The organism is Aeromonas sp. QDB11, from assembly GCF_027705265.1.
Taxonomy (GTDB): domain Bacteria; phylum Pseudomonadota; class Gammaproteobacteria; order Enterobacterales; family Aeromonadaceae; genus Aeromonas; species Aeromonas allosaccharophila.
In genome coordinates this window covers 1-20376 of the sequence record NZ_JAPDBM010000058.1, presented here as the reverse complement: position 1 = coordinate 20376, position 20376 = coordinate 1, and the positions used below count along the sequence as shown (strand labels likewise).

The 20376-nt window shown below is 57.9% G+C and carries 34 protein-coding genes; 3 read left to right on the top strand and 31 right to left on the bottom strand.

Annotation, left to right across the window (positions count from 1 at the left end; translation table 11 throughout):
- Positions 1 to 15 precede the first annotated feature (15 nt).
- From OKC40_RS17245 to OKC40_RS17200, 10 genes are all read right to left on the bottom strand, one after another.
- Positions 16 to 954 (bottom strand): S49 family peptidase, encoded by a 939-nt coding sequence (locus OKC40_RS17245; protein WP_270796190.1) that lies wholly within the window; start codon positions 952 to 954, stop codon positions 16 to 18.
- On the bottom strand, positions 942 to 2189 hold the full coding sequence (locus OKC40_RS17240) for a phage portal protein (protein WP_270796189.1): 1248 nt from the start codon (positions 2187 to 2189) through the stop codon (positions 942 to 944). The genes OKC40_RS17245 and OKC40_RS17240 overlap by 13 nt, the downstream gene beginning before the upstream one ends.
- Positions 2189 to 2374, bottom strand: a complete 186-nt coding sequence (locus tag OKC40_RS17235; protein ID WP_265061539.1) for a hypothetical protein — start codon at positions 2372 to 2374, stop codon at positions 2189 to 2191. Before OKC40_RS17235 ends, OKC40_RS17240 begins: the two co-directional genes overlap by 1 nt.
- Positions 2368 to 4089, bottom strand: coding sequence for a terminase large subunit (locus OKC40_RS17230; RefSeq protein WP_270796187.1), 1722 nt, complete (start codon positions 4087 to 4089; stop codon positions 2368 to 2370). The genes OKC40_RS17235 and OKC40_RS17230 overlap by 7 nt, the downstream gene beginning before the upstream one ends.
- A 9-nt stretch (positions 4090 to 4098) precedes the next feature.
- Positions 4099 to 4584, bottom strand: a complete 486-nt coding sequence (locus OKC40_RS17225) for a phage terminase small subunit P27 family (RefSeq protein ID WP_270796185.1) — start codon at positions 4582 to 4584, stop codon at positions 4099 to 4101.
- A 102-nt stretch (positions 4585 to 4686) separates the two neighbouring features.
- Positions 4687 to 5058 (bottom strand): HNH endonuclease, encoded by a 372-nt coding sequence (locus OKC40_RS17220; protein ID WP_270796184.1) that lies wholly within the window; start codon positions 5056 to 5058, stop codon positions 4687 to 4689.
- 87 nt (positions 5059 to 5145) lie between these two features.
- Positions 5146 to 5688, bottom strand: coding sequence for a DUF2514 family protein (locus OKC40_RS17215; protein ID WP_270796182.1), 543 nt, complete (start codon positions 5686 to 5688; stop codon positions 5146 to 5148).
- Complete coding sequence (locus OKC40_RS17210) at positions 5685 to 6203, bottom strand: lysozyme (RefSeq protein WP_270796181.1); 519 nt, start codon at positions 6201 to 6203, stop codon at positions 5685 to 5687. The genes OKC40_RS17215 and OKC40_RS17210 overlap by 4 nt, the downstream gene beginning before the upstream one ends.
- Positions 6190 to 6513: a phage holin, lambda family gene (locus OKC40_RS17205; protein ID WP_263085429.1), complete on the bottom strand. Its 324-nt coding sequence runs from the start codon at positions 6511 to 6513 to the stop codon at positions 6190 to 6192. The genes OKC40_RS17210 and OKC40_RS17205 overlap by 14 nt, the downstream gene beginning before the upstream one ends.
- Positions 6514 to 6882: 369 nt before the next feature.
- Positions 6883 to 7176, bottom strand: a complete 294-nt coding sequence (locus OKC40_RS17200) for a hypothetical protein (protein ID WP_270796176.1) — start codon at positions 7174 to 7176, stop codon at positions 6883 to 6885.
- A 140-nt stretch (positions 7177 to 7316) separates the two neighbouring features.
- Here OKC40_RS17200 and OKC40_RS17195 point away from each other — a divergent pair, with 140 nt between their 5' ends.
- The gene (locus OKC40_RS17195) at positions 7317 to 7565 is read left to right on the top strand and encodes a hypothetical protein (RefSeq protein ID WP_270796175.1); all 249 of its coding nucleotides are present in this window, start codon (positions 7317 to 7319) and stop codon (positions 7563 to 7565) included.
- Positions 7566 to 7710: 145 nt separating this feature from the next.
- Here OKC40_RS17195 and OKC40_RS17190 read toward each other — a convergent pair whose 3' ends face one another.
- The 20 genes from OKC40_RS17190 to OKC40_RS17095 all read right to left on the bottom strand — a co-directional run bounded on the left by OKC40_RS17190 (position 7711) and on the right by OKC40_RS17095 (position 18036).
- Complete coding sequence (locus tag OKC40_RS17190) at positions 7711 to 7974, bottom strand: hypothetical protein (RefSeq protein ID WP_270796173.1); 264 nt, start codon at positions 7972 to 7974, stop codon at positions 7711 to 7713.
- An 86-nt stretch (positions 7975 to 8060) separates the two neighbouring features.
- Positions 8061 to 8690 (bottom strand): antitermination protein Q, encoded by a 630-nt coding sequence (locus OKC40_RS17185; RefSeq protein ID WP_270796172.1) that lies wholly within the window; start codon positions 8688 to 8690, stop codon positions 8061 to 8063.
- Positions 8690 to 9046, bottom strand: a complete 357-nt coding sequence (locus OKC40_RS17180; protein WP_270796171.1) for a DUF1064 domain-containing protein — start codon at positions 9044 to 9046, stop codon at positions 8690 to 8692. The genes OKC40_RS17185 and OKC40_RS17180 overlap by 1 nt, the downstream gene beginning before the upstream one ends.
- The gene (locus OKC40_RS17175; RefSeq protein ID WP_270796169.1) at positions 9043 to 10032 is read right to left on the bottom strand and encodes a DUF968 domain-containing protein; all 990 of its coding nucleotides are present in this window, start codon (positions 10030 to 10032) and stop codon (positions 9043 to 9045) included. Before OKC40_RS17175 ends, OKC40_RS17180 begins: the two co-directional genes overlap by 4 nt.
- A complete protein-coding gene (locus OKC40_RS17170; protein ID WP_270796166.1) occupies positions 10029 to 10295 on the bottom strand; it encodes a hypothetical protein in 267 nt (88 codons plus the stop codon). The genes OKC40_RS17175 and OKC40_RS17170 overlap by 4 nt, the downstream gene beginning before the upstream one ends.
- Positions 10285 to 10497, bottom strand: a complete 213-nt coding sequence (locus OKC40_RS17165) for a DUF3283 family protein (RefSeq protein ID WP_270796164.1) — start codon at positions 10495 to 10497, stop codon at positions 10285 to 10287. Before OKC40_RS17165 ends, OKC40_RS17170 begins: the two co-directional genes overlap by 11 nt.
- Before the next feature lie 210 nt (positions 10498 to 10707).
- Positions 10708 to 11004: a hypothetical protein gene (locus OKC40_RS17160; protein WP_270796163.1), complete on the bottom strand. Its 297-nt coding sequence runs from the start codon at positions 11002 to 11004 to the stop codon at positions 10708 to 10710.
- Positions 11001 to 11633: a 3'-5' exonuclease gene (locus OKC40_RS17155; protein ID WP_270796162.1), complete on the bottom strand. Its 633-nt coding sequence runs from the start codon at positions 11631 to 11633 to the stop codon at positions 11001 to 11003. The genes OKC40_RS17160 and OKC40_RS17155 overlap by 4 nt, the downstream gene beginning before the upstream one ends.
- Positions 11623 to 11937 carry a DUF3850 domain-containing protein gene (locus OKC40_RS17150; RefSeq protein ID WP_270796159.1) on the bottom strand — a complete coding sequence of 105 codons (315 nt, stop codon included), beginning with the start codon at positions 11935 to 11937 and terminating at the stop codon, positions 11623 to 11625. Before OKC40_RS17150 ends, OKC40_RS17155 begins: the two co-directional genes overlap by 11 nt.
- Entirely contained in the window at positions 11934 to 12755 is an 822-nt protein-coding gene (locus OKC40_RS17145; RefSeq protein ID WP_270796158.1) for a BRO-N domain-containing protein, read from the bottom strand. The genes OKC40_RS17150 and OKC40_RS17145 overlap by 4 nt, the downstream gene beginning before the upstream one ends.
- Before the next feature lie 102 nt (positions 12756 to 12857).
- Positions 12858 to 13247: a DUF4406 domain-containing protein gene (locus OKC40_RS17140; protein ID WP_236317006.1), complete on the bottom strand. Its 390-nt coding sequence runs from the start codon at positions 13245 to 13247 to the stop codon at positions 12858 to 12860.
- Positions 13237 to 13542 carry a hypothetical protein gene (locus tag OKC40_RS17135; protein WP_270796152.1) on the bottom strand — a complete coding sequence of 102 codons (306 nt, stop codon included), beginning with the start codon at positions 13540 to 13542 and terminating at the stop codon, positions 13237 to 13239. Before OKC40_RS17135 ends, OKC40_RS17140 begins: the two co-directional genes overlap by 11 nt.
- Positions 13535 to 13741, bottom strand: a complete 207-nt coding sequence (locus OKC40_RS17130; protein WP_270796150.1) for a hypothetical protein — start codon at positions 13739 to 13741, stop codon at positions 13535 to 13537. Before OKC40_RS17130 ends, OKC40_RS17135 begins: the two co-directional genes overlap by 8 nt.
- Positions 13741 to 13968 (bottom strand): hypothetical protein, encoded by a 228-nt coding sequence (locus OKC40_RS17125; RefSeq protein ID WP_005346990.1) that lies wholly within the window; start codon positions 13966 to 13968, stop codon positions 13741 to 13743. The genes OKC40_RS17130 and OKC40_RS17125 overlap by 1 nt, the downstream gene beginning before the upstream one ends.
- The gene (locus OKC40_RS17120) at positions 13965 to 14663 is read right to left on the bottom strand and encodes a phage regulatory protein/antirepressor Ant (protein WP_270796149.1); all 699 of its coding nucleotides are present in this window, start codon (positions 14661 to 14663) and stop codon (positions 13965 to 13967) included. The genes OKC40_RS17125 and OKC40_RS17120 overlap by 4 nt, the downstream gene beginning before the upstream one ends.
- Positions 14664 to 14685: 22 nt before the next feature.
- Positions 14686 to 14940 carry a hypothetical protein gene (locus OKC40_RS17115; protein WP_270796148.1) on the bottom strand — a complete coding sequence of 85 codons (255 nt, stop codon included), beginning with the start codon at positions 14938 to 14940 and terminating at the stop codon, positions 14686 to 14688.
- On the bottom strand, positions 14940 to 15599 hold the full coding sequence (locus OKC40_RS17110) for a replication protein P (protein ID WP_064336401.1): 660 nt from the start codon (positions 15597 to 15599) through the stop codon (positions 14940 to 14942). The genes OKC40_RS17115 and OKC40_RS17110 overlap by 1 nt, the downstream gene beginning before the upstream one ends.
- Complete coding sequence (locus OKC40_RS17105) at positions 15599 to 16513, bottom strand: replication protein (protein WP_064336402.1); 915 nt, start codon at positions 16511 to 16513, stop codon at positions 15599 to 15601. Before OKC40_RS17105 ends, OKC40_RS17110 begins: the two co-directional genes overlap by 1 nt.
- Positions 16506 to 16709 carry a hypothetical protein gene (locus OKC40_RS17100; protein ID WP_064336403.1) on the bottom strand — a complete coding sequence of 68 codons (204 nt, stop codon included), beginning with the start codon at positions 16707 to 16709 and terminating at the stop codon, positions 16506 to 16508. The genes OKC40_RS17105 and OKC40_RS17100 overlap by 8 nt, the downstream gene beginning before the upstream one ends.
- Positions 16702 to 18036: a Rha family phage regulatory protein gene (locus OKC40_RS17095; protein WP_270796223.1), complete on the bottom strand. Its 1335-nt coding sequence runs from the start codon at positions 18034 to 18036 to the stop codon at positions 16702 to 16704. Before OKC40_RS17095 ends, OKC40_RS17100 begins: the two co-directional genes overlap by 8 nt.
- Before the next feature lie 120 nt (positions 18037 to 18156).
- Here OKC40_RS17095 and OKC40_RS17090 point away from each other — a divergent pair, with 120 nt between their 5' ends.
- Positions 18157 to 18615, top strand: a complete 459-nt coding sequence (locus OKC40_RS17090; RefSeq protein WP_270796144.1) for a hypothetical protein — start codon at positions 18157 to 18159, stop codon at positions 18613 to 18615.
- Positions 18616 to 18728: 113 nt separating this feature from the next.
- Here the strand turns inward: OKC40_RS17090 and OKC40_RS17085 are convergent, their stop codons facing one another.
- Positions 18729 to 19235, bottom strand: coding sequence for a phage regulatory CII family protein (locus OKC40_RS17085; protein ID WP_265061562.1), 507 nt, complete (start codon positions 19233 to 19235; stop codon positions 18729 to 18731).
- A gap of 325 nt (positions 19236 to 19560) precedes the next feature.
- Here OKC40_RS17085 and OKC40_RS17080 point away from each other — a divergent pair, with 325 nt between their 5' ends.
- A complete protein-coding gene (locus tag OKC40_RS17080) occupies positions 19561 to 20268 on the top strand; it encodes a LexA family protein (protein WP_265061563.1) in 708 nt (235 codons plus the stop codon).
- Positions 20269 to 20376: the final 108 nt, after the last annotated feature.

Here is a 20376-nt window from a genome sequence, read left to right as displayed (position 1 = left end):
TTCTCCGCCGCTGGGCTAGAGTTGGCACTGAATTTCGATGGCGCGGGCCCGCAGGCCGATGCTTTGCGCCGGTTTTGCCGACTTGGCCACACTGGCGGCCAGGCCGTTGAGATAATCCTGCGGGTTGGCCAGCTCATCGGCCAGCCCGTTGCTGACCGCTTCGGCCCCGCTGTAGAGGGTGGCCTCGGTGGCTTTCACCTGCTCGACTGACAGGCCGCGATAGAGGGCCACCGAGCTGATAAACAGGTCGTAGGCCTGATCCATGCGGTGGTTGATGGCCGCCATGGCGCCATCGCTGAGGGGCTCATGGGGGGTGCCGTCCTTTTTGCGGTCACCGCGGTAGAAGGTGGTGAACTTGAGCCCCACCTCTTCCTCCCACTTGCTCACCTCCATGTGCTCCATGATGACGCCAATGGAGCCGCAGCCGCCGGTTTCACTGACCACCACCTTGCTGCATGCGGAAGCGATGAAGTAGGCCGCCGAGTAGGCAGAGAAGTTGACCAGCGCAGTGATCGGCTTGACGCTGCGCTTGGCATAGATGTAGTCGGCCAGCTCCTTGCAGCCGACCGCATGGCCACCGCCGGAGTTGATATCGAGCACAATCTCTTTGACCCGCTCGTCGGCGAGGGCCGTAGCGATCTGCGACCGCGCCCACTCGTAACTGGTCAGTTCGGTGCAGGCGCCATCGATTTGACCGCGCCGAGCTACCAGAATGCCGTGCAGCGGGATCACCGCCAGCCCTTCCACGCGGTACTGCGATTCGCTGCGGGCCTCGAGCTGTTTGGGCTCCAGCACATCCGGCAGGTCATCGGCGGCCATCACCTCAATCTGACTTCCCATCATGCGGGGCATCAGCAGGCTCTTGACCCCTGCCAGCACCTCTTGGGTGACATAGAGCGGCACCCCGAACACCTGGCTGGCCAGGTGCGGGTAGTTGATCATCAGCTTCGGCATAGGATGGCCTCGATTTTCCTGATTTGTTCCTGGGTCGCCTGGCCGATGCCTTGCGGCAGCTTGCCAGTAGAGACCATGTTGAGCGGGGTCAGGTAGATATCACCACCCTGGATCGGGGGCAGGTTTTCCAACCGGCGGATATCGTTGACGCTGAGCCAGCCCCACTGGCGACCGAGGGCGTATGACTCGTAACGGGACTTCTGGTCTGCCCGCAGCAGGCCGGAGAGGTTGAACTCGATATAGAGGTCTTTGCGCTCACTCGGCAGTAGCAGGTCACGCATCATGGCGGCCTCGATGCGCTTGACCCAAGGCAGCAGGGTGTAGATGACAAACTGCAGCCCCTGATGCTCGATGTTGTTGTTGGTTGCCCGATCCAGCTCGCCGATCATGTGCGGCGGCACTTTGTATAGGCGGCAGATTTCGATGGCGCCATATTTGCGCGACTCGAGCAGTTGGCTCTGCTCGTTGGTCATCGCCATCTGTTTGTACTGCATCCCCTCCTGCAGGATCGCTACACCGAAGGAGTTGCGCGCCCCGGAGTAAGTCTCGATAAATTTATTTCTGAAATTATCAAGAAGATCTTGGGTTCCAAGTGGCTTATTTGGCGCCTCAATAACGCCAGACAGTGTGGTGCCATTGGCAAATACCGAGCCGGCATGCTCATCCACTGCCATGGCAAGCCCGATCGCATCCGGGTTGCTCTGGATCGGCGAGACGCCGAGGTAGCCATCCAGACTGAAGGCCTTGACGTGGTGTACCATCCGCATCGGCAGGATCTGGTTGCTGCCATCGAGCAACTGGTAGTAAGGCAGCCCGTCAGGCCCCTTAAGCACCATCATCTTGTCCGGGTTGACCGGGATCAGCTCGGTGATGTAGCCGTCGCCACTGCGCTCGATCAGGCTGTAGCTGTTGCCGCGCAGGCCGAGGTGGCCCATGCGCTGCTCGTTGAATTCGAAGCTGGTGTCTTTCTGGTTGGGGCAGGCGTGGATAATGTCGTACAGCGGGTGGTCGGTCGCACGAGTGCGGCTGTCGTCGCTGCGTTGGTAGAGCTCGCACGGCAGCTGCGCAATGGATTCAGCCAGCAGGGTGACGCAGGCGCGGACAGTGCCTTGCGCCAGCGCAGACTCCGGCGTGACCATGACACCAGCCTTGCTGCGCCGCGCCCCTACGCTCGAGATCCACTGACTGAAGTTGCCGCCGCCACCCCTGCGCTCAAACAGGAATGGGAAGAACATCAGCCACCCCCGCTCTGTTTATTGTACTTGTGCCAGGCGATGGCGCGGCTCAACCAGGCAGACCAGCCCAGCGCCAGCAGGCCACCGACCACCCAACCGAGCGGGGCAGACCAGAGCCATGCGCCATAGGTCAGCGCGGCGGCACCCAGCAGGCCCACCAGAAAGGCGACGATGTTCATCAGCATAGGACGTCCGTGGTTTCGTAAATGGATTTGGTATTGCCGCGACCCGCGACCATGGCGCGGCCGATGGCCATCATGAGCGCGACAGCGCCGTCAATTTTCTGATCGGCAGACTCTTTGACCGGGCGCACCACATCATCGTTACCGGGCAGGTTCTTGCCGATCACGTTGCCGATACACCATGTCATCAGGCTGTTGCCATCGTGATGGAAACGGCCGGACTGAATGGCGGCCTCCAGCTCTCGCATCGGGTCGCTCATGTTGGTGTAGTTCTGGGTGATTGAGATGGGGGTCAATCCATCATCTGCCAGATCGTGAGCCAGCGCGGTGGCGCCTGCCGGGTCGAGCGGGACTTCCAGCACGTTGCCACTGGCTGCGGCCTCTTTGGCTACGGCCAGGATTTCGCGATAGTCGATCTCGGCACCCTCTGTGGTGCTGAGCTCGCCCAGGTTCATCCACTTCTGGTAACGCTCTGCCAGCCGCCGGTTGTCGGTGTTGAAGGCCGTATCTTCCGGCACCCAGAACTCTGGGGCGATCGAGTAGTAGTGGCGTTTTCCGTCAATATCTCGCCAGAACAGGCGAGCCATGGAGTTCATGTCGAGCTTGCGGGCAAGGTCGAACGAGAGGATCAGCTCCTGCCCTTCGAACTGCTCCAGCGTCAGGCTGCGATCTTCGCAGGCCTTCCACGCCTCCATGTTGTAGTAGGCGGTTTTGGCCGACACCCAGACGTTTAGGTGCTTGGTCTTGAAGATGTTGGCAAAGCGGGCGGACTTGATGGCCTTGGCCTGCTGCGCCAGCAGGTATTCAGCGTAGACGGAGACGCCCATGTTCGGGTTGGCCTTGGCCAGCACCTTGGGATCCGTCCAGTCGTCACCCTCGTCAATGGTGTAGATGATGCCGAACAGCTCATCATCCGGCACTGTGCCCGCCAGCATCTCAATCACTTCCCGCCGCTTGTCGTAGCAGGGGCCGTCGATGTTGTAGCCGGCGGTGGTGATGACCCACATCAGCGGTTGGCGGCGGGCGCCCATACCGGTGATCATGGTGGTGTAGAGGTCATCCGTGTCGTGTTCGTGGTATTCGTCCACGATGGCGCAGGATGGCGACTGACCATCACCAGGGTTGCCGATCAGCGGCTCGAAGCGGGCGCCGTCAGACGGGATATTCAGGTTGCTGGCGTTGACCTCGATACCGAAGTGATCGAGCAGCGCCTGGGTGCGCTTGGCCATCAGGCGGGCGGGGCGAAACACCTCCCACGCCTGTTTTTCTGTGGTGGCACCGGAGTAGACCTCGGCGCCGAATTCGTTGTCTGCCGCGAAGCAGTAGAGGCCGACCGGAGCAGAGAGCGCCGACTTGCCGTTTTTACGCGGGATCTCGTTGTAGACCTCGCGAAAGCGGCGCAGGCCGCTGCCCTTGCGCACCCAGCCAAACACGCTGCAGATGATGAACATCTGCCACGGCTCGAGGTTCAGGGTCTGGCGCTTGAAGGCCCACTCCCCTTTTGTGTGTGGCATGAGCTGAACGAAGGTAGCGGCCCGCTCTGCCTTGTCCTTGTCGAACCGAAACCGAAACTTGGCCGACTTCTCTTTGGCCAGATCATCGAGGTGGCGCTGGCAGGCCTGGATGACGTAGCGACAGGCAGGGATATTGCCGCGCACCACGTCGCGGGCGTAGCCGTTCGCCACGTTGACATAGGGATAACTTTTGCGTGTTGCCATCGGTCATCCCTACAAAGCTGCGAACGGGTTCCCCCCTCCCTGTTTCTTGTTGCCTCCGATCAGGCGTGAGCGGCTGGACGGGTCCAGCCCAAGCAGCGAGCCGTAGCTGGTCATCTGCTTGAGTGATTCGTTGGCCACCGTACAGGCGGGGTTTTTGACCGGCCCGCCGGTTGCCCCTTCGACAACCAGGCCGTGTTTGGCGATCTCGATTTCGGCTCTGCGCCAGCGCGAGTAGGCGGCGCAGAATGCCTCGAGGTTGTGCAGATCGGTGACGCAGAGCACCTCGGCACCGCAGAGCTCACGGATCACCAGCTCCCACATGGTCGGAGCCCACTGATCCTCTGCCAGCCATTCGGGGCATTCGACATAGAGCAGCGGGGTGAAGGTTGGCTCGGCGTTGTTCAGCGAGCGCTTGCCGGGGTTGCCAGCCAGCCGCTTCAGCGCCGTCGGTTTGGGCTTGCGACCTTGACCAGGCGCTCTTGGTGCCCCTGCCATCGCGCCCTCCATTTAAATTTTTAATTTCGCGGGTATAAAAATTTGGCCGGGCTGGCAGTCACGGAGGCGAAAAGGTGGAAGGATTTTATCCCCCCCTCCCCCTCAGGATTGCCCGTGGCGGCCAGCAGAGGCCTCCTGCTGCGTCTTCTGCTTGTGGCAGCACCGGCAGATGGCCTCGAGGTTGGTATCGTCATCCACGCCACCTGCGGCCTTTGGCACGATGTGGTCGACGGCACTGGCTGAGGTGATGATGCCCTTGCGAATGCAGGGCTGACACAGCCCGCGATCGCGCTGCATGATGCGCTCGCGCCGCTTGCGCCAGCTGGCACCATAGCCACGCTCGGCAGATGACTTGGCGGAAACGCGCCGCCAGCCGACAGCCTGACCAGCATGATCGGCACAATATCCACCCGGAGCATCGGTCAGGGCATGACACCCTTTGGCCCGGCAGATCTGCTTGATACGTGGAGGCATGGATATCGCTTCAAATAGGGCGCCGCACCGGACGCAGTTACACGGGACGACCCGTCAGTTTGGAGAGTGACTCGGTGCGGCAATTGGTTAATCGGGATTGGTCAGGGAGAAGTAGGCTCTTTGGCAGGCCAGGCCTGATGCTCGAGCGCGGTCATACGCTCTTGCCAACTCTCCCGCTCGCGCATCAGCCCGGCCGAGCAGGTCGGCGAGCACCACGGCGGACTGTCCGGCTGCATCGCCTGACTGGGCAGCGCCGGAATCGCTGGCGCACTGACTGGCTCGCTTGGCCAATCGCCCGGCTTGCTCGCGCAGCCCGACAGCAACAGCATCAGCGGCAACAGCATCGCGCTCAGCACTGGCAATCTGTTTTTCTGCATCAGCCCTCACCCTCTCGATATCTGCCTGACGGCGCTGCTCAGCCTCGCGGGCGGCCACCTCGGCATCCGCCCTCACCGTCGCCAGTTCGGCAGCCTGCTCGTTCCACTTGGCAGACCACTCCAGCTCCTTATCGTGAGCTCCCTTCGAGTAGCCTTGCTGATAAAGAAGCCACACCAGAAAGAACATCACTGCCTGGCGCAGCACAAACCACAACACAGGGTGCGCCTTGAGGAATAGCCTGACCGCATTCATGCTGCCGCCACTCCATACTTGATGGCGGCGCGGCCGCTCATGCCGTTAAACCGCCCCATCTCAGCGTGGCGGCGGCGGGTCAGTCCGCGCATCGGTTTGCCGTCGTTCTTGTTCCACTTAAGGAACTCAAGGGCAGCACCTGCGTAATCACCCGCATTCAGCTTGCGCAACAGGGTAGAGTCACCCAGCCCCTCGGCAATGGTGTCGCTGTCGATATCAAGGCCGACGTTATAGGCAAAGCTCACCAGCGCGTCGAACTGCCCCTGAGTCAGCGGCACGTTAACCAGAGATGCCACCCCGCGCTCAAAGTGGCGCAGGTCGGCAATAAAGGCTTCATCCGCTTGCTGCTGAGTCCACACCAACCCTGGCTTGACCTCTGGGCCGGTGTGCCCCCACCCGATGGTCCACGGCTCGCCGTTTTTACTGCCGTGATCGGGGTACGCCTTCAGCTGGCAACTCTCGAAGTAATGCATCAGCATCACCCCATCTGCTGAAGTTCGCTCAATTCGCGTCATTGCCAAACCTCCGATCCAGCATGCGGGCTGCGAACTCGCGGATCTTCTCTACGCCGAGAAAACCGATGGAGCCGCCAACGAATCCAGATGCGGTAGCCGGAATGCCGAGCATATCCATCCCCGACATAACCGAGAGAGAGATGGCACCGCACAGCAGGGACTCGAGCAGCCGTTGACGCACGCCGCCACCGGAATAGGTGACTCGCAGCCAGGAAATAACAAGAGACAGAGTAAAGCCGTACAGGGTTGGCCAATGGGCATCAACCCACGCAAGCAACCAAGCCCACAGGCCAAGGTCTTTTTCAGGCATCTACATACCTACCTCCCCGCAGGACCCAGAAACGAAAAAACCCCGGCATCGGCCGAGGTTTTGAAGCAGAAAATAAAAAAGACCGCATCCGTTAGGTTGCAGTCTTCCATCATTGGCGTTCACTCTACACAAAATTGCTTTTAACTGTCAACTGCCTTCAATCGGCAAACTGCTCCACCACTCATCAAAAGATACCGCGCCGACCATGCTCAAATTGCGCAGGCCTTTGCCACGCTCCAGCGCCATCTGGTCCATGCATGTATGCGATTGTGTAGGCCTTGCCGTAGTTTGTCACCACCACAACATCTCGAGTCCATTTGTGGGTCTGGCCCTCTGGCGGTTCGTTTGCTGTTATCCACATTTTATGTCCTATAACTCTGAGCTGGCTTCTTGGCGCACATGTACATTATCTGGTTCAGGGTGAATGGCCAACACCTTGATAAAGATCCGGCGAGCGGCTTCTCGCCCTGGCTCAGGCTTGCAACATCTCGTTTCAGCCTCTTTCTGAACATGGCGCAAAGACCGCAGATAACACATCACCTTGCTGGCTTCGTGAAGTGGAATCCCCAGCCGATATGCCACATCGTAGAGATCGAAGAACTCACCATGCTGCAGCCCCCACCTTGCGACTTTCAACGCAGGCCACTTCCATTTGCTGTCCATTGAGTCCCTCCTTGAACCACCATTTTACTCTAGCTGGTATCTAGTACCTCTTCATCCAGGCCGGGATAATTGTCCAGCGTCAAAGTGCGCGGTTACTATGGTTGTGCAAATGAAGCTGCCCACCAAAACAGGAGAGAGATGTGTCGATCGAAGAAGCGCTGGAGCCATGGCTGTCAAAGCCAACCTGGTTCAGTTCTCACCCGTCAGATCAAAAGCTGTTCAGCCTTGCTATACGGCAACTTAAACAGCTCCAGGTAACACCGAGCGTGGATGAGCTGGAGCAGGTGATCATCAAGCGAGTGGAACGGCTGCCGGCAATGCTCGGCACACCGAGCAATCTGTCTGAGGCTGCACGGCAGTTCGCCATCCAGATCCACGCAAAACTATAAGAATGGCTTATATGACAAAGCCCGCCATAGCGGGCTTATAGCATTTTATGCGGCCAGCATTAACCATGTTGGATAAACGCGAGGAGCCCTAGATAGTCCAAGACTTAGCGTTTAAAGTACGAATGCCAAGGCTTCAATCATAGAGCTAAGCGACATCAATCAAGTCATATGCCTTTATGATGTGCTCAACAGATTCAACAAAACCCTTTGGCCTATTTGGCTGCTTGGCATTATCTCTAAGAACACGCATGACTTCATCAGCCTGACCTTTGTTCACAATCGACATGCTCTTCAACAAAACACCAATAGCTGCACCAGTTGCAAGATTTTGCGCCTCGAGTCTAGATATTTCACTTTTTACTACTGAAAGCTCATCTTTGAGCTTTGTCAACTCTTCACCTACCAGCATAAGACCTCCATTTGAAGAGCGTTCAATATAATTGATTTATAATTAAAAAACGTGATTTATGCATCAATTGAATACCATAAGGTATATCACGCCGCAGTCACTCGTTTGTAAAATGCTTCCACCTCACTCTCCTGCACATGGCACCATGCCAGCACTGCCTGATAGAGCGGGTACCACTGCTGCTCCCACTCGCCGCGGGTCAGGGTTCCCAGTAGCGGCTCGATGGCACGGCGAACCTGAGTGCCCGGGATCGGGCGCAGGCCGGTACCGTTGCAGCGCGGGCAAGTCTTGTCGATCGCCTTGCCGTGCAGCCGGCTCAACTCCAGATCGCGGATCACTCCGCGTCCCCGGCAGAACTGCGGGTGACAGGCTGCCCCCGGGGTATCCACGGTGCGGCAGAAGTGCTGCACGGCGAGGGCCGCCAGCGCCTTGAGCGCCAGACCTTGCCGGCGATCCTTAATGGCCCCCACATACTTGGGAGCAATCTTGCTGCAGTGAGCCTTCACCCCGCGCACTGCCACGCCTTGGCTCTCCATGTCCTTGTTGTAGCGGGCCATCACCAGCGCCAGGCCAACGGCCTCATATTTCTGCACCAGCCCCAGCGCCCCCAGAATATCCGCCTTGTTCAAATGGCTGGCTCCTGTCGAACGGGATTGAATGGCCTGGATCATCGCCGAGCGCGGGTTACCGATAGAGAGTGCATATTCAAGCCGCATCAGAATGCCTCCAGTGACCAGTTGGCGCCTTTGCGCATCACGCCGACAAAGGTGAACATCCAGTGCTGCTTGGCGGCCACCTTGATCTTGACCCGGGCGTCATCCTCCCAGAAACCCTTCACCTCATGCAGCTCGATCAAACCATCCTTGCCCACAACCATAAAGTCAGGGGTGTAGAAGGTCTTGTCGGCCAGCTTCAGCTTGAGCGGCTCGAACTCATAGGAGAGGATCTCCCCCGCCAGCATCAACAGCCGCAGGTGATCGGCATAGGCCTGCTCGGTCTTGTTCATGGTGCCGGGTATCGGACGTATCCTCGCCCTGCCCTTTACCTGCTTTTCCCCACTGTAAGGCGTCATCCAAACACTCCCAGGCCAGCGGCCTTGTTTAACGTCATCGCGACGTGAACCAGCTGGCTGCCGTGGGCCTTCTCCCACTGCTGCCAGCCATTGTTGTGCAATTCCATATGTGCGTCGTGGCAAAGCGGAAAGGTCATCGCATCGTTCGCCTTGCTGCCCATCACGCTCAGGCCATGCCCGATCACATGGTGAGCCTCGACCCCCTCGGTCTGACCGGTCACCACGCAGGGCAGCTGGCGCACGAACGCCAGATAGTTGGCCGACTCCCAGCGCTTCATCTTTGGGCGGGGGATATGCAGCATCGGCGGATCCGGGTCGATGGCCTTCACCGCCGGCTTGGTGCGGATCTTGGCCCGCAGCTCGGCCAGCGGGTCCTGCTCCAGCAGCGCCTCTTTACTCACCCGAAAGCGGGCATCGGTCTCCCGATAACCGCGCCCGGGTAACAGCACCCGTTCAGGATCAAGCGGCGGCAAGCGGCAGGCGTGGCGTACCACCGCGATCGGCAGATGCCCCTGCACTTTGTAAACGCTGGCCCACCAACAGAGATCCCGCGCCTGCAGCTGGGCAAGCTGCACCCCACACCAACCGGCAACCCGGGTCAGCAGCGCCCGCGCAATGGCAGCGGCATGCTGGGCGGGATTGAACGGCAGCTGACCATCCCGATACTCGTTATCGTGATGCCAGCACAGGGGAAGCGGCAGGCCGCCCATCTCGGTGGTGACGGTATCGCCAACACAACCATCCCCGATCAGGCACTGTCCCACGCTGCGCAAGGCCAGTTCGCCGCCGGCGGCCTTGACGATAGCGGGGTGAAGCAGAGCGCTGGCCAGCTCCGGGAACTGCGCCAGCAGATCACCACCCTCAGTGGCTGGAACCAGCATTGCCGGACGATTGCCAATGGATGAACGCAGCTTGGCCAGCCCATCACCCACCGCCAGCAACACCATCCCCATCTCAGGCACAAAGACCGGATGGGTAGGGTTCACGCCAGCTTCTCCACCATATCGAGCTTGTCGAGTAACGGGCCAAGGCGAGCGAGCAGCTGATAGCTGGCGCTGCGGCGCAGGGCGGCGGATTCGGAGGCGATAACACGGCGGGCGGCCTCGGCGGCGGTCAGGCCCGGGCAGGCGTTGTCTATTGAGCGGAACAGCTCGGAACTGGTGTTGAGTTCGGCGCCAATAGGATTGGCGGCTTGACGCTGCAAATGCTGCGAACGGGCAGCACTGCGGCTGTTGAATTTACTGTTCATGTGACCCCTTTACCTCACGGTAGTGGTTCAGCCGATCGCGAAAATACGCTTGGTACTCCGCTGGCTGTTGAGTGATGGCCTTGGCGACATCGGCGCGACTCGCCTGGCCGTGGCGACACTGCAATACCAGCAGGGCCGCCAACTTGTCCAATTGTACCCTCTGGCGGGCCTCTTCAGGAAGCCTCGCGAGGTTGAATGTCATGGCTAATTCGTCTCCCCCATCAGCCAATCTATAGCGCAATTACACAGTACGAATATGATAGCCATAGCCAGCAGCAATATGGTTGATGCAGGAAACACCAACCACATCACAACATTGTGCCACCTCCGCTCACGCTGGCATTTTTCAAGCAACCAGTGGTCGTAAAGCAGTCCTGCTACAAACCAGATAGCGAACAGAGCTACGAGTGCATCAACATCTATCACCTGACACCTCAGCTCTGATGGTGCTGGCAGTCTTGGCCGCATGATCAGCAGCGAAGGTCAGTGCCTCTGGCGTGATCCCGCTGCGGGCAGCATTGCGCATAACCTCTGCGGTGCGCTCAAGCTCATGCAGCGACAGCTCAAGGTGCTTGGATATCTTGCCAAAAGAGTCTGCAAGCGCCTTGGCACAATGGGTTGCCGCCGGCAGCCGCATTACCAGATTGAGCTTGTTCGGATCGTCCTTGTCTACTGATGCTTCAACAAACTCTGCGATCCTGGTTTTCATACCTCACCCCCTGCAATCCGCTCCCGGAACGCCTTCATGATGGCGATCAGATAGGCCGCCTCATGGCGAGCATCGTGCAGGGCGATATGACGGCTCCCTTCAAATGGCAGCTGATACTTGGGATCAATCCCCAGCAGCACCCGCCCCATCCACACCGCAGTGCGCAGCGACTGGTTCCCCCTGAAGTGCCATGGCTGTTCCATCCCCCACTGCTCGTAAGCGTGAGCCAGAATCACGTTGTCGAACTCGCTGCCGTTTCCCATCAGCTGCACGTCCTCTGCACGGCCAAACACCTTGAGCAAGAAGGTAGCGAGCAACTCGAGAGCGTTGGTAATAAACAGACGCTGGCCAGCAGGGTTGAACAACTCATCCCACGCGGCGGGGCTTTCTTGCCGTTGCAGCTCCCAGAAAGCCAGCGTACCGTCAGAGCGGCTCCGGTTTACCTGGTTGTGGTCAACCCGGCAATAGAACTCATCGACCACAAACAGGCCGCCAAGGTCAACCACCACCACCCCTATCGAACCGATCACAGCGTCAGGCCCCTGTCCCAGCGTTTCGATATCGACCACAGCAACCCGCTCGGCTGACACTTCGTAAAATGGCTTAGTACTCAGGCCGCTAAAAATCATGCGTTACCTCGTTTGGCTCTATTGTGGCGGATGGCAGTTCGTTGGATTTGGCCTGATCCGCCATCGCAAAGACCACATACCCTAGCTTCTGTTGGAAGTTGGTGACGTAGGTGATCACTTTGGTGAGTTCGCGGCCGGTATAGCACAGATCGAGGTCAACATGGAGCCCACGCTCATACTCCTTCAGTACGACTGTGTCGCCTAGATGAAATACGCCTTCATGATCAGCTCGAATCTCGAAGCTCTTGTCACCTGAAGCAACCAGACTGAAATTGCAGGGTGCCACCTTCAGTTCATGAATCATGCCGCCACCTTCCCCAGCCCGACCTGGACCAACAGATCGGCAAACCGGCTCTGGTACCAGTGCGGAGCAGTCTCTCGCTGACAGCGCGGATCCACGATGTTTTTGCCATAGCGCAGCCCAGCTGGCGTGATCGACCAGAACTCCTTCTGATTATCCGGTGTCTTGGAAGAGGGGCGAGTCATCTTGACGAGCAACCCTTTCGACTCCAGCAGGGCGTTGAAGTAGCGGGCCGCCATGGTCACACCGTGCTGCTTCAACCCCTCGGTGGCGGAGAATGTCGGCCGCGAACTTCCATCTGTGGCATCACTCGGCGCATCAATTGCGTAACTCGGCAGCAGATTGGGCAGGCCGTGCTGGCGCTGGATGGTCTGCAGCATCCCCAGCTTGCCGGAGTTACTGACGTTCAGCATACGGGCAGCAGTCTCAGCAAACAGCAACTCCACCTGCACCGCCTCCACATTGACCGCGGGACTGGGCGCCATCTGGTAGTGGCCTACCTTGCGCAAAGAGGGCAACACTTCATTCATCACCCAGCGCTTGAACGCCTTAGCGGCGGGCAGAGTGCTGGACATAATCGCCTGATACAGGCCAGCCTCCGTTATAAGTGACTGATTTACATAGTTTACTCCATTTTGGAGCACCCTCTTGCGCTTGTCCTCTTCATCAATCAGCTTGTTCATACTATTGGTTTTCTCATAACCAAGCGCCCGCGCCACATCAGACGCCACGAACCACAGCTGATCCCCTTCCTGCTCGATCCGGATAGAACCAAACTGCTCACTGCTGAACATCACAACTGCACTACTATCTCCGGCCATGTCACTCTCCCGATTGTCATGTATGGGGTCAGACCCAAATATTACTGTTTATTTATACAGGCAACAATCACCGTTTGTTAGGTGCTCAAGGTGGTATATGACCTACACCAGCAATGGCAGATGTTGGCAGACCATCTTCTCGCAAGCCAGGGCCGCAAAATCCAATTGCAGCAGCTCCAGCCCGAATGCGTGAGCCCTTGTGAACTCCTGCCGCGCTCCCTTGCTCTGCTGCCAACCCGGCAAAAACGCAACTGCCTCACACTCCATCATCATGGGGATGGCGATCCGCATATAGGCGTCATGACTGAACCCGTCAGGCAAGATCGCCGGGTTCATTACCACTGCCCCCTGTGCCTGGAGATACGCCTCGGCGGCGAAAAAGGCTGGCCGGTTGAACATCGGCAAACCGGTCATCGGCCCAGCGATATAGACCTTCACTCCAGTCAGGTCGATCAACCCCTGCTCGTTCAGCTCTTTCGGTTTAACGGTCATGATGGGCCTCCTCGGCCAGATCGCGATTCATGCGGTTCAGCTTCACCAGAACCGCCTTTGCCAACGCCAGGAACAGGGTCCCGCACCACACCACTGCCAGCAGCACGGCCCGCAGTGGTGTGAGTAGCAGGCGGGCGATCTGACGGGGGAACATCACCATCACCCAACCCGCCGTGATCACCCACACCACCGGCGCCTGTAGCATCTGCCACCCTACCCCGCCCTCATATGGCACATGGGCCAGCACAAACAGCGCCACAAAGACGTACATCACCAAGAAGAAACCCTTAACCATGACTGGCCTCCCGGGTCTTGGCCGCCAGTTCGCTCAGCTCGCGGCAGGCCGATACCAACCGCGGCTCATCATCTGGCCCGTCCCCATCCAGTGCGGGGCAAATTTCCTCTGCAATCCACTGGCGAACAATAACCACCAACATGGCCAGCAACGCCAGCCAAAGCAGTCCCAGTATCAGAAACATCCATCCAAGGCTCATCAGCTCCTCCCCCTCCCGGCGGTGGTGTGTTCAGATGCGCGGGTCAGCGCATCACCGACAACATCGGCTGCCTGCTCGGCCACCGACTCAAATCCGTATTCCCCGATCAGGTAGAGCGCGATCATGATGGGCATGCCGGCCTCCCTGGTGCGCTCCACCTCCTCGATAGTCAGCACCGGGGCATACCAGTCGCGGGTTGCCGTGTGCTGGGCGTAGTAGTGCATCATGCGGCCATCCCCTTCAGGTGCCCGCTGTCGATCAACCGCTTGGTCAACCACTGCTGGCCCTTGCCGGTGATCAACGGCTGAAATCCAAGGCGGGTCTCTCCATGAACCTCGTAAGGCTTCTCGGCCACGGTGAAATACCCGCGCTCGAGATACTCCTGAAACGGCAGGTTATGGCGATTACCACCGCTCATCAGGATCCGCAGCTCACGCAGCACTGCGAAGATCTGCTTCGGACCGAGCCCAACCGTTTTGGCAAAATTGCCGATGAGAGTCCCCTTATCAGCACCGGCTACCAGATCGGCAAATTCAGCCTTGGGCGCCTGGATAGCTATGGTTGCCTGTGCCTGATCCAGCTCCATTGCCAAACGCCCCGCCTCTAGCAGAGCCTCGGCGTAAGTTCGCGGTACCTTGGGCCCTTGCTGTGCTTCCAGTTCCTGCCACCGCCGGATGATCCGCATGCGCAACACCGCGCTGTAACCTGCGACCAAGCAAAGGCTCTCATCCTTATCCAGCATCAAGCAGGGCTGGACTCTCCCCATGCTGTCCTTGTAATCAGCTGACTTTTCAGCCGATTGAATTTCAACCAGCATCTTGCGGATATCAGCCAGCACATTCTTGTGCTCTTTGCCTGTCAGCTCGGCAATCTCCACGCTACTCATCATCGGGCCAGCGCCCACTACCATCATCTCGTTCATGTCATTCTCCCGAATCTCATGTTTACAAACGAACCAACTCCACCGCCTTGCCACGGATCCGCGCCGCTTCCGCCCGCGCCTCCTCGGCACCATCCACCACCAGGTAATAACCGGCAGCGGTCTTCGCATCGGTAGTGCCCAGCGTCTCCAGCGAGTTCGACACCTCCAGATGAACCCGCTCCCCCACCCAGCCGCGCACCGGCGGATAGATGGCAACCCGGCAGAACTGCGCCTCACGCACATCGCGCTCAGCTGTCGCATTGAATTGACTGGCCATCACGCACCCCCTCCACGCTTGAATAGAGCCTTGAGCTGCGCCACACCACGCTGCCCTGCCTGCTGATAAAATTCCGGACTGTGCTGGATCTGCTCCCTGGTCGGCAGCCCCTTCATCACCTCGGCGTTCAGGTCTTCACCTGCCATCATCCGGCGCACCAGCTGGGCATAGGCCTGCTCGAACACCGCGCGGTAAGCGTCTGCGCTCAGCGTCTTGCGCTCCCAGCTTGTCGCCTTGGCGGCCAGCTCGACGGCGGGATGGGTATAACGGCGGGTGCGTACCTCAACCAGCGCACTATCCAGCGTGGGCAGGCCCAATGACTCAGGCGTCACCTCACACCACCGGATGAACTTGCTGGTGCTCGGGAAAAAGTCACCACCGTGGCTGCGGGCCATCCGCATCCCCAGTTGCAACTGTTCGCGGCTGGTGCAACCGGCATCGACCAGAGCGCGGGTCCACTCGGCCAGTGCGCGGCGCTGATGGTCGTCAGTGGGGAATGCCTGTTTCCATGCTGGGAACACCGCTTTGAGCTGCTCAAACAGGGTGGCAACCATCTTGGAGTCCCGATCGGTCAGCGGGCGCTGCTGCTGGGTGATGGCCTCCACGGTTGGCGCAGTGGCGATCTCATGCAGCACGGTGCTAAGTGGTTTCATGGTCATCAGAAACCCTCCTGCATGCGCTGGTTAAGTTCAGCGGCGGTCATGGTCTGGGTCAGGTCGGTGTGGTCATTGCGGCGCGGCGTGAAGCCCTGCAGGCCATTGCTGCCACCACGGTCTTGGCACTTCGACAGCCAGGAGTTGATAAACCGGTTGATCCCGGTCCTCGTCTTGCGCTTTGTCGGGTTGGCAATCAACCAGCCAGTCATGGTGCGCAGCTCTTGGGCAACATCGACAGCCGGATACAGGGCTTGCATCTGGGCGGCGAACGACTCGGTGACCGCATGCTCCCCGCTGTTGAGCGGCATGATGATCACCACTGGCTCTTGCGGTTCCGGCTGTTTAGCTGGAAGTGAAACAGGCTCAGCAGAAACAGATTCAATCACCACCGGCGTGGAGTCCGCGACAGCGGGCTCGGCGCTAATGTTTTGATCTTTTGTCTTTCTTGTCTTTTGAATATTGTCTTTTGTGTATCCCTGTTTCGGGGAAGGTGCTTTCCCTGTTTTGGGGAAACTTTCCTTCCCTGTTTCAGGGAATGTTTCCCTGTTTTGGGTAATGTGAGTTTCCCAATCAGAGATGACCTTATTGGGGCCTATTTTGCGGCCACGGCTCACCAATACGCCCATCCGCAACAGGTCGTTCTTGGCGGTGCTAACACGAGTGGAAGGGATGTTGGTCGCTTCGGCGATCTGCTCGTTGGTCATCCAGTCCATAGACTTGTTGAATCCGTAGGTTTTGCGGATAACGGCCAAGGCGACTTTGTACTGGTGCTTGGTCAGGTCAGCCTCAATCAGCGCGTCGAGCAGGTCGTTCGCCAGTCGGGTGTAACCATCATCACAATCTGCCACCATTACCTCCTGTGGCTTCACTGGTGTGCTATTGGCAGGGAATTGAATAACAGTGGCTACGTTACCCATGGCGAACCTCCTGCAGGTGCTGCAGCAGGCATTGCAGATGGCGCTGGGCCTGCTCGGGGGTCACCGGGATCTTGAGCCCGCTTTTCAGGCTGCCATAGACCAAAAAGGTGCCGCTGGTGCCATCAACCAAGCGCGGCAGCACGGCGGGGATCACCTTGCGGCGCTCGCTGGGAGTGATAAGGAGTTGATTAGCCATGTTTGCGCCCCCCCTGCTGGGTGGTCTCCACGGCGCAATGCTGGGCACGGGGAAAGGCCGGTGGTTGGGTGGCCGCCAGTGCGGTCGCCATCGTCTCATCGCATCCGCTGTACTTGGCGGCGGTTTGCAGCGACCAGCAGGCCAGATGTACCCGATCGTGCAAGGAGACCGCCAGCGGCGAGCCCAGCGCATTCAGCCCGTCATAGAGCTGGCCATCCCACGCCTGCCGGATCACCGCCAAATGTTGCATGGCGGCAAACAGCGCATCGCGCAGGTAGTTGGCATCCAGTTCAGCCCGCAGGGCGGGCTGTGCCAGCCGTTGCTCCATCGCATTGAAGGCGGCGATGTAGGCCTCTTTGAACTCGGCAGCACGGCGGCCGGTAAAGCCCATCGCCACGAACACAAAGGCATCGCGGGTCAGTTGGTAACAAGGAAGGGTGCGACCTATCGGGTCGATGTAGGTATTGAGCTTAAAATTAAGCTCAATGAACTCAATGGAGCATTCGAGGGTTTCGATCTTGGCAATAACGTTCTTGTGCTGTTTGCCAAAGTAGGCAGCAAGATCGAGGGACGTGGTAACGGCCTGGCCGTCGATCACCCGAACGACGGGTGTAAGAGGGGTGGGGACAGTAGCCATGATGGCAGCCTCCAAGGTTGATAGATTGTCACTACCAACCTGAGGTCTCAATCTCATGGTGGTAGCCCGAACGGGGTTGAGACTATCGGCAACCTTGGAAACCGACCAGCCCGAAGGCTGCCCCGCCCGAGCCACCATAACGCTGTAGATGCCGATCGCCGGATAGGCGAGCAGCACCCAAGTAAATGGGAGTCGGGTACCGACAAAAAACCACGCGATGGAAGCGTGGGTCGGCTCCAAAGTTGTTCTCGGGGTCTCAATCCCGGCTGCGGATTTTGCCGCAGCACCCACAGCATAACTGCTATCTGTTAACTCCGTCAATCTACTGGCGGTTGCACGCAGTAAGAATTGGTGGGCCCCATTTGGCCGTGTTAAGTTGTTGGAACATGCCCCGCCAACTGGAATTGTAGAAAACAATGTCTGATAAAAAACCCAAGCCTTCACCGCGTCCACAGGATAAAGACAATCTTGCAATAAACCGGAAACAGCCCTGCGGGGAGAATATAAAGGGGAGAATTTCGAGAGATCCGCCACCACCGCCGCCAGCCAAAAAATAGTGAGGTAGCCAGCCCCAAATAATGGTGCCCTTAACGCCGGGCCGCGACCTGTTTGAGGCAGGCTCTCTCCCCATGCTACAGTGACAGCGCTTAAACAATCACCACGCAGCAGGAGGCTGTATGACCAACCCATTTGAACCGAATGACCCGTCCTGGAAGCGGAATGATGATGGCTTTGGCCGGATACCAAGATCACCGGCGCCACCTCCTCCGACTCAACCGGCGGACAAGCCAAAAGGCTAAGGAATATGCTATGACCCGACATAAGCTGAATTTTGACATTCACTACGGACATGCCATTGAAGCAATGCATGCTCGCTTCTGGGCCCGCAGCGATAGGCTGCTGACGTTTTCTCAGATCGTCTTGGGCTCGGCTGTCTTCGCCGATGTCGGGAGCAATATGCTGTTTGGTGGACTGCTGGTTGTACTGTCCACCATGAGTTTTGTTTGGCAGCCAGCAATGACTTCCCTGCACTTTGCCAAACGGCAGGAAAATTACGCTCGACTCATCATTAATGAGCCCACCATGAGCGATGAAGAATTGCGAGAGGCTCTGAGTAAAGCGGCTGAAGATATGCCTTCCGAGCTCGGTGTGCTGACCAACCCGGCCCATATGCGTGCCTGTATTGAACTGGGTTGCCCTCCCACTACGACGTTGACCTCGTTGGAAAAAATTGCCGCTTTTATCGCAGGTGATGTGCCAAGGGCGTAAGCCTTTGACTTGCCCTTTAACCCATGATTCCGTATGCTTTTCCATGTTCAGTGCTCTCGATTGTGTCTGAACCATGGCCCCGACTGTTGACGCAGTGCGGGGCCGCCTTGTTTCTACTTTCCGACGGCGGAAGGCAGGTTCCGCACATTAACGGCTGTCGTGCGGATTAGGCCAAGCACGTGCTCTGCTGCTTGGGTTCCGATCCGTTCAATTTGGCCGTGCTCCATCCTGTCGATAACGCCGTCAGCGCGGGCATCGTGGATCGACTGCATCAGCTTGCCGAACACCGACTGGGCCAGCAGCACTTGCTCAACCAGGTCATCGTCGCTGACGACTCCAGCCGGTAGATCAACCAGCGCCTTGCCTCGACTGGTGGCCCAGGCTTCCAAAATCCGGTTATCACCGGTGATCTCGGTTACCGCTACTGCTTCACCTAGGTTCAGATGATGACTGTCGCACTCTGGGTTCATCTTGTTGGCCAACACCGTTTCGCCCTTTCCCATCAGGCGGGCAAGCTCGCTGATGTTGTTGTCCTTACCGAGCAGATATGCAGCCAGCAGCACATCTGGACGTGAAACCCTTGGTTTGCTTAACGTGGAACTTTCGGTTGTCTGTGTCATGATCACTCCATATTCTTCATGACGGAGATTAACTCGGAGCCGTTCCTGCTTAGTGGCAGTGATGACAATACCGAGATGCTAATACCTTGCTTGATCAGCTTAGGCAGCCAGCTTGTTGGAACTCGCCCCCTCGCACATGCGAGATGGACCGCCTGAGGCTTGATGCCAAGAACCTTGGCAAGGGCTGCCTTGTTTTTGAAGTGAGCGAGAAGAGCTTCCACAGGAACTTACCTATCTGAACATAATCGACAAAACAGTAACTGTTGGTGCGTGTTTTTGCAACTGAAAGTTCGAATGCGAAATGGGGACAATAGAGGACCGAGAGATGGAACAGAGACAAGAAGAAATGGCTCGTTATGAGACCGATAAAATCGACTTCGCGCGAAGGCTCAATTTAGGTCTTGATGAGGCTGGCATTCCAAAACGTGGGCGCCCAGCTCGTCTGCAAGAATTGCTCGCCAAGACACCATCCACTACTGATGTGCAAATCCCCTCACTCACAGCCATACGAAAGTGGTTAGAAGGTGACTCACTGCCGGAAGTAAAGCGGCTTGGTACCATCTCAAATATCATCGGAAAATCAGTGCAATGGCTACTGACCGGCACAGATACCAATGTTGACGAAGCGGGCTTGGCCTTGGGAAATGTACCGCTGCTTTCATGGATTCAGGCCGGTGCATTCTGTAATAACGGCGATATTCCACTGCTCGAGCAGGTTGACGAGTTCATCCCTAGCCCAGTGAAGGTTGGAAAAAGGGCATATGCGGTAAGAGTCCGTGGCGACTCGATGGTGTCAATGAATGGGGGACGCAGTTACCCAGAAGGAACCATTTTGATTGTGGATCCAGATGCAGTTCCTGAGCACAATAAAAGAGTCATCGCCAGGATTGGTGATGAAACGACATTCAAGGAACTGGTAAACGATGCGGGCCATTGGTTCTTAAGACCACTTAACCCCCAATTCCGAATGATTGAAGTAACTGAAGATGTGGTGATCTGCGGGGTAGTTCGCTGTGCGGTACAGCTAGAATAAGGGCACCACTCCGACATGATGCCCCTTAATTGAGCCTGTAAATCCAATTGTGTAACCGCCCACGAATAAGTAACTTTTTCAAAAGGATACCTTCGTGGGTAAGCAAAT

Coding starts and splice junctions, on each gene's coding strand:
- OKC40_RS17140 (WP_236317006.1), bottom strand. CDS start 13,247: ATGACCGTTAAACCGAAAGAGCTGAACGAGCAGGGGTTGATCGACCTG.
- OKC40_RS17080 (WP_265061563.1), top strand. CDS start 19,561: ATGGAACAGAGACAAGAAGAAATGGCTCGTTATGAGACCGATAAAATC.
- OKC40_RS17210 (WP_270796181.1), bottom strand. CDS start 6,203: ATGACGCGAATTGAGCGAACTTCAGCAGATGGGGTGATGCTGATGCAT.
- OKC40_RS17225 (WP_270796185.1), bottom strand. CDS start 4,584: ATGGCAGGGGCACCAAGAGCGCCTGGTCAAGGTCGCAAGCCCAAACCG.
- OKC40_RS17090 (WP_270796144.1), top strand. CDS start 18,157: ATGACCCGACATAAGCTGAATTTTGACATTCACTACGGACATGCCATT.
- OKC40_RS17085 (WP_265061562.1), bottom strand. CDS start 19,235: ATGACACAGACAACCGAAAGTTCCACGTTAAGCAAACCAAGGGTTTCA.
- OKC40_RS17150 (WP_270796159.1), bottom strand. CDS start 11,937: ATGATTCATGAACTGAAGGTGGCACCCTGCAATTTCAGTCTGGTTGCT.
- OKC40_RS17190 (WP_270796173.1), bottom strand. CDS start 7,974: ATGCTGGTAGGTGAAGAGTTGACAAAGCTCAAAGATGAGCTTTCAGTA.
- OKC40_RS17235 (WP_265061539.1), bottom strand. CDS start 2,374: ATGCTGATGAACATCGTCGCCTTTCTGGTGGGCCTGCTGGGTGCCGCC.
- OKC40_RS17110 (WP_064336401.1), bottom strand. CDS start 15,599: ATGACCATGAAACCACTTAGCACCGTGCTGCATGAGATCGCCACTGCG.
- OKC40_RS17160 (WP_270796163.1), bottom strand. CDS start 11,004: ATGAAAACCAGGATCGCAGAGTTTGTTGAAGCATCAGTAGACAAGGAC.
- OKC40_RS17155 (WP_270796162.1), bottom strand. CDS start 11,633: ATGATTTTTAGCGGCCTGAGTACTAAGCCATTTTACGAAGTGTCAGCC.
- OKC40_RS17205 (WP_263085429.1), bottom strand. CDS start 6,513: ATGCCTGAAAAAGACCTTGGCCTGTGGGCTTGGTTGCTTGCGTGGGTT.
- OKC40_RS17100 (WP_064336403.1), bottom strand. CDS start 16,709: ATGGCTAATCAACTCCTTATCACTCCCAGCGAGCGCCGCAAGGTGATC.
- OKC40_RS17115 (WP_270796148.1), bottom strand. CDS start 14,940: ATGGCCAGTCAATTCAATGCGACAGCTGAGCGCGATGTGCGTGAGGCG.
- OKC40_RS17230 (WP_270796187.1), bottom strand. CDS start 4,089: ATGGCAACACGCAAAAGTTATCCCTATGTCAACGTGGCGAACGGCTAC.
- OKC40_RS17185 (WP_270796172.1), bottom strand. CDS start 8,690: ATGCGGCTTGAATATGCACTCTCTATCGGTAACCCGCGCTCGGCGATG.
- OKC40_RS17180 (WP_270796171.1), bottom strand. CDS start 9,046: ATGACGCCTTACAGTGGGGAAAAGCAGGTAAAGGGCAGGGCGAGGATA.
- OKC40_RS17240 (WP_270796189.1), bottom strand. CDS start 2,189: ATGTTCTTCCCATTCCTGTTTGAGCGCAGGGGTGGCGGCGGCAACTTC.
- OKC40_RS17165 (WP_270796164.1), bottom strand. CDS start 10,497: ATGACATTCAACCTCGCGAGGCTTCCTGAAGAGGCCCGCCAGAGGGTA.
- OKC40_RS17200 (WP_270796176.1), bottom strand. CDS start 7,176: ATGGACAGCAAATGGAAGTGGCCTGCGTTGAAAGTCGCAAGGTGGGGG.
- OKC40_RS17095 (WP_270796223.1), bottom strand. CDS start 18,036: ATGGGTTGGTCATACAGCCTCCTGCTGCGTGGTGATTGTTTAAGCGCT.
- OKC40_RS17135 (WP_270796152.1), bottom strand. CDS start 13,542: ATGGTTAAGGGTTTCTTCTTGGTGATGTACGTCTTTGTGGCGCTGTTT.
- OKC40_RS17145 (WP_270796158.1), bottom strand. CDS start 12,755: ATGGCCGGAGATAGTAGTGCAGTTGTGATGTTCAGCAGTGAGCAGTTT.
- OKC40_RS17245 (WP_270796190.1), bottom strand. CDS start 954: ATGCCGAAGCTGATGATCAACTACCCGCACCTGGCCAGCCAGGTGTTC.
- OKC40_RS17220 (WP_270796184.1), bottom strand. CDS start 5,058: ATGCCTCCACGTATCAAGCAGATCTGCCGGGCCAAAGGGTGTCATGCC.
- OKC40_RS17170 (WP_270796166.1), bottom strand. CDS start 10,295: ATGAACAGTAAATTCAACAGCCGCAGTGCTGCCCGTTCGCAGCATTTG.
- OKC40_RS17215 (WP_270796182.1), bottom strand. CDS start 5,688: ATGAATGCGGTCAGGCTATTCCTCAAGGCGCACCCTGTGTTGTGGTTT.
- OKC40_RS17105 (WP_064336402.1), bottom strand. CDS start 16,513: ATGGGTAACGTAGCCACTGTTATTCAATTCCCTGCCAATAGCACACCA.
- OKC40_RS17130 (WP_270796150.1), bottom strand. CDS start 13,741: ATGAGCCTTGGATGGATGTTTCTGATACTGGGACTGCTTTGGCTGGCG.
- OKC40_RS17120 (WP_270796149.1), bottom strand. CDS start 14,663: ATGAACGAGATGATGGTAGTGGGCGCTGGCCCGATGATGAGTAGCGTG.
- OKC40_RS17125 (WP_005346990.1), bottom strand. CDS start 13,968: ATGATGCACTACTACGCCCAGCACACGGCAACCCGCGACTGGTATGCC.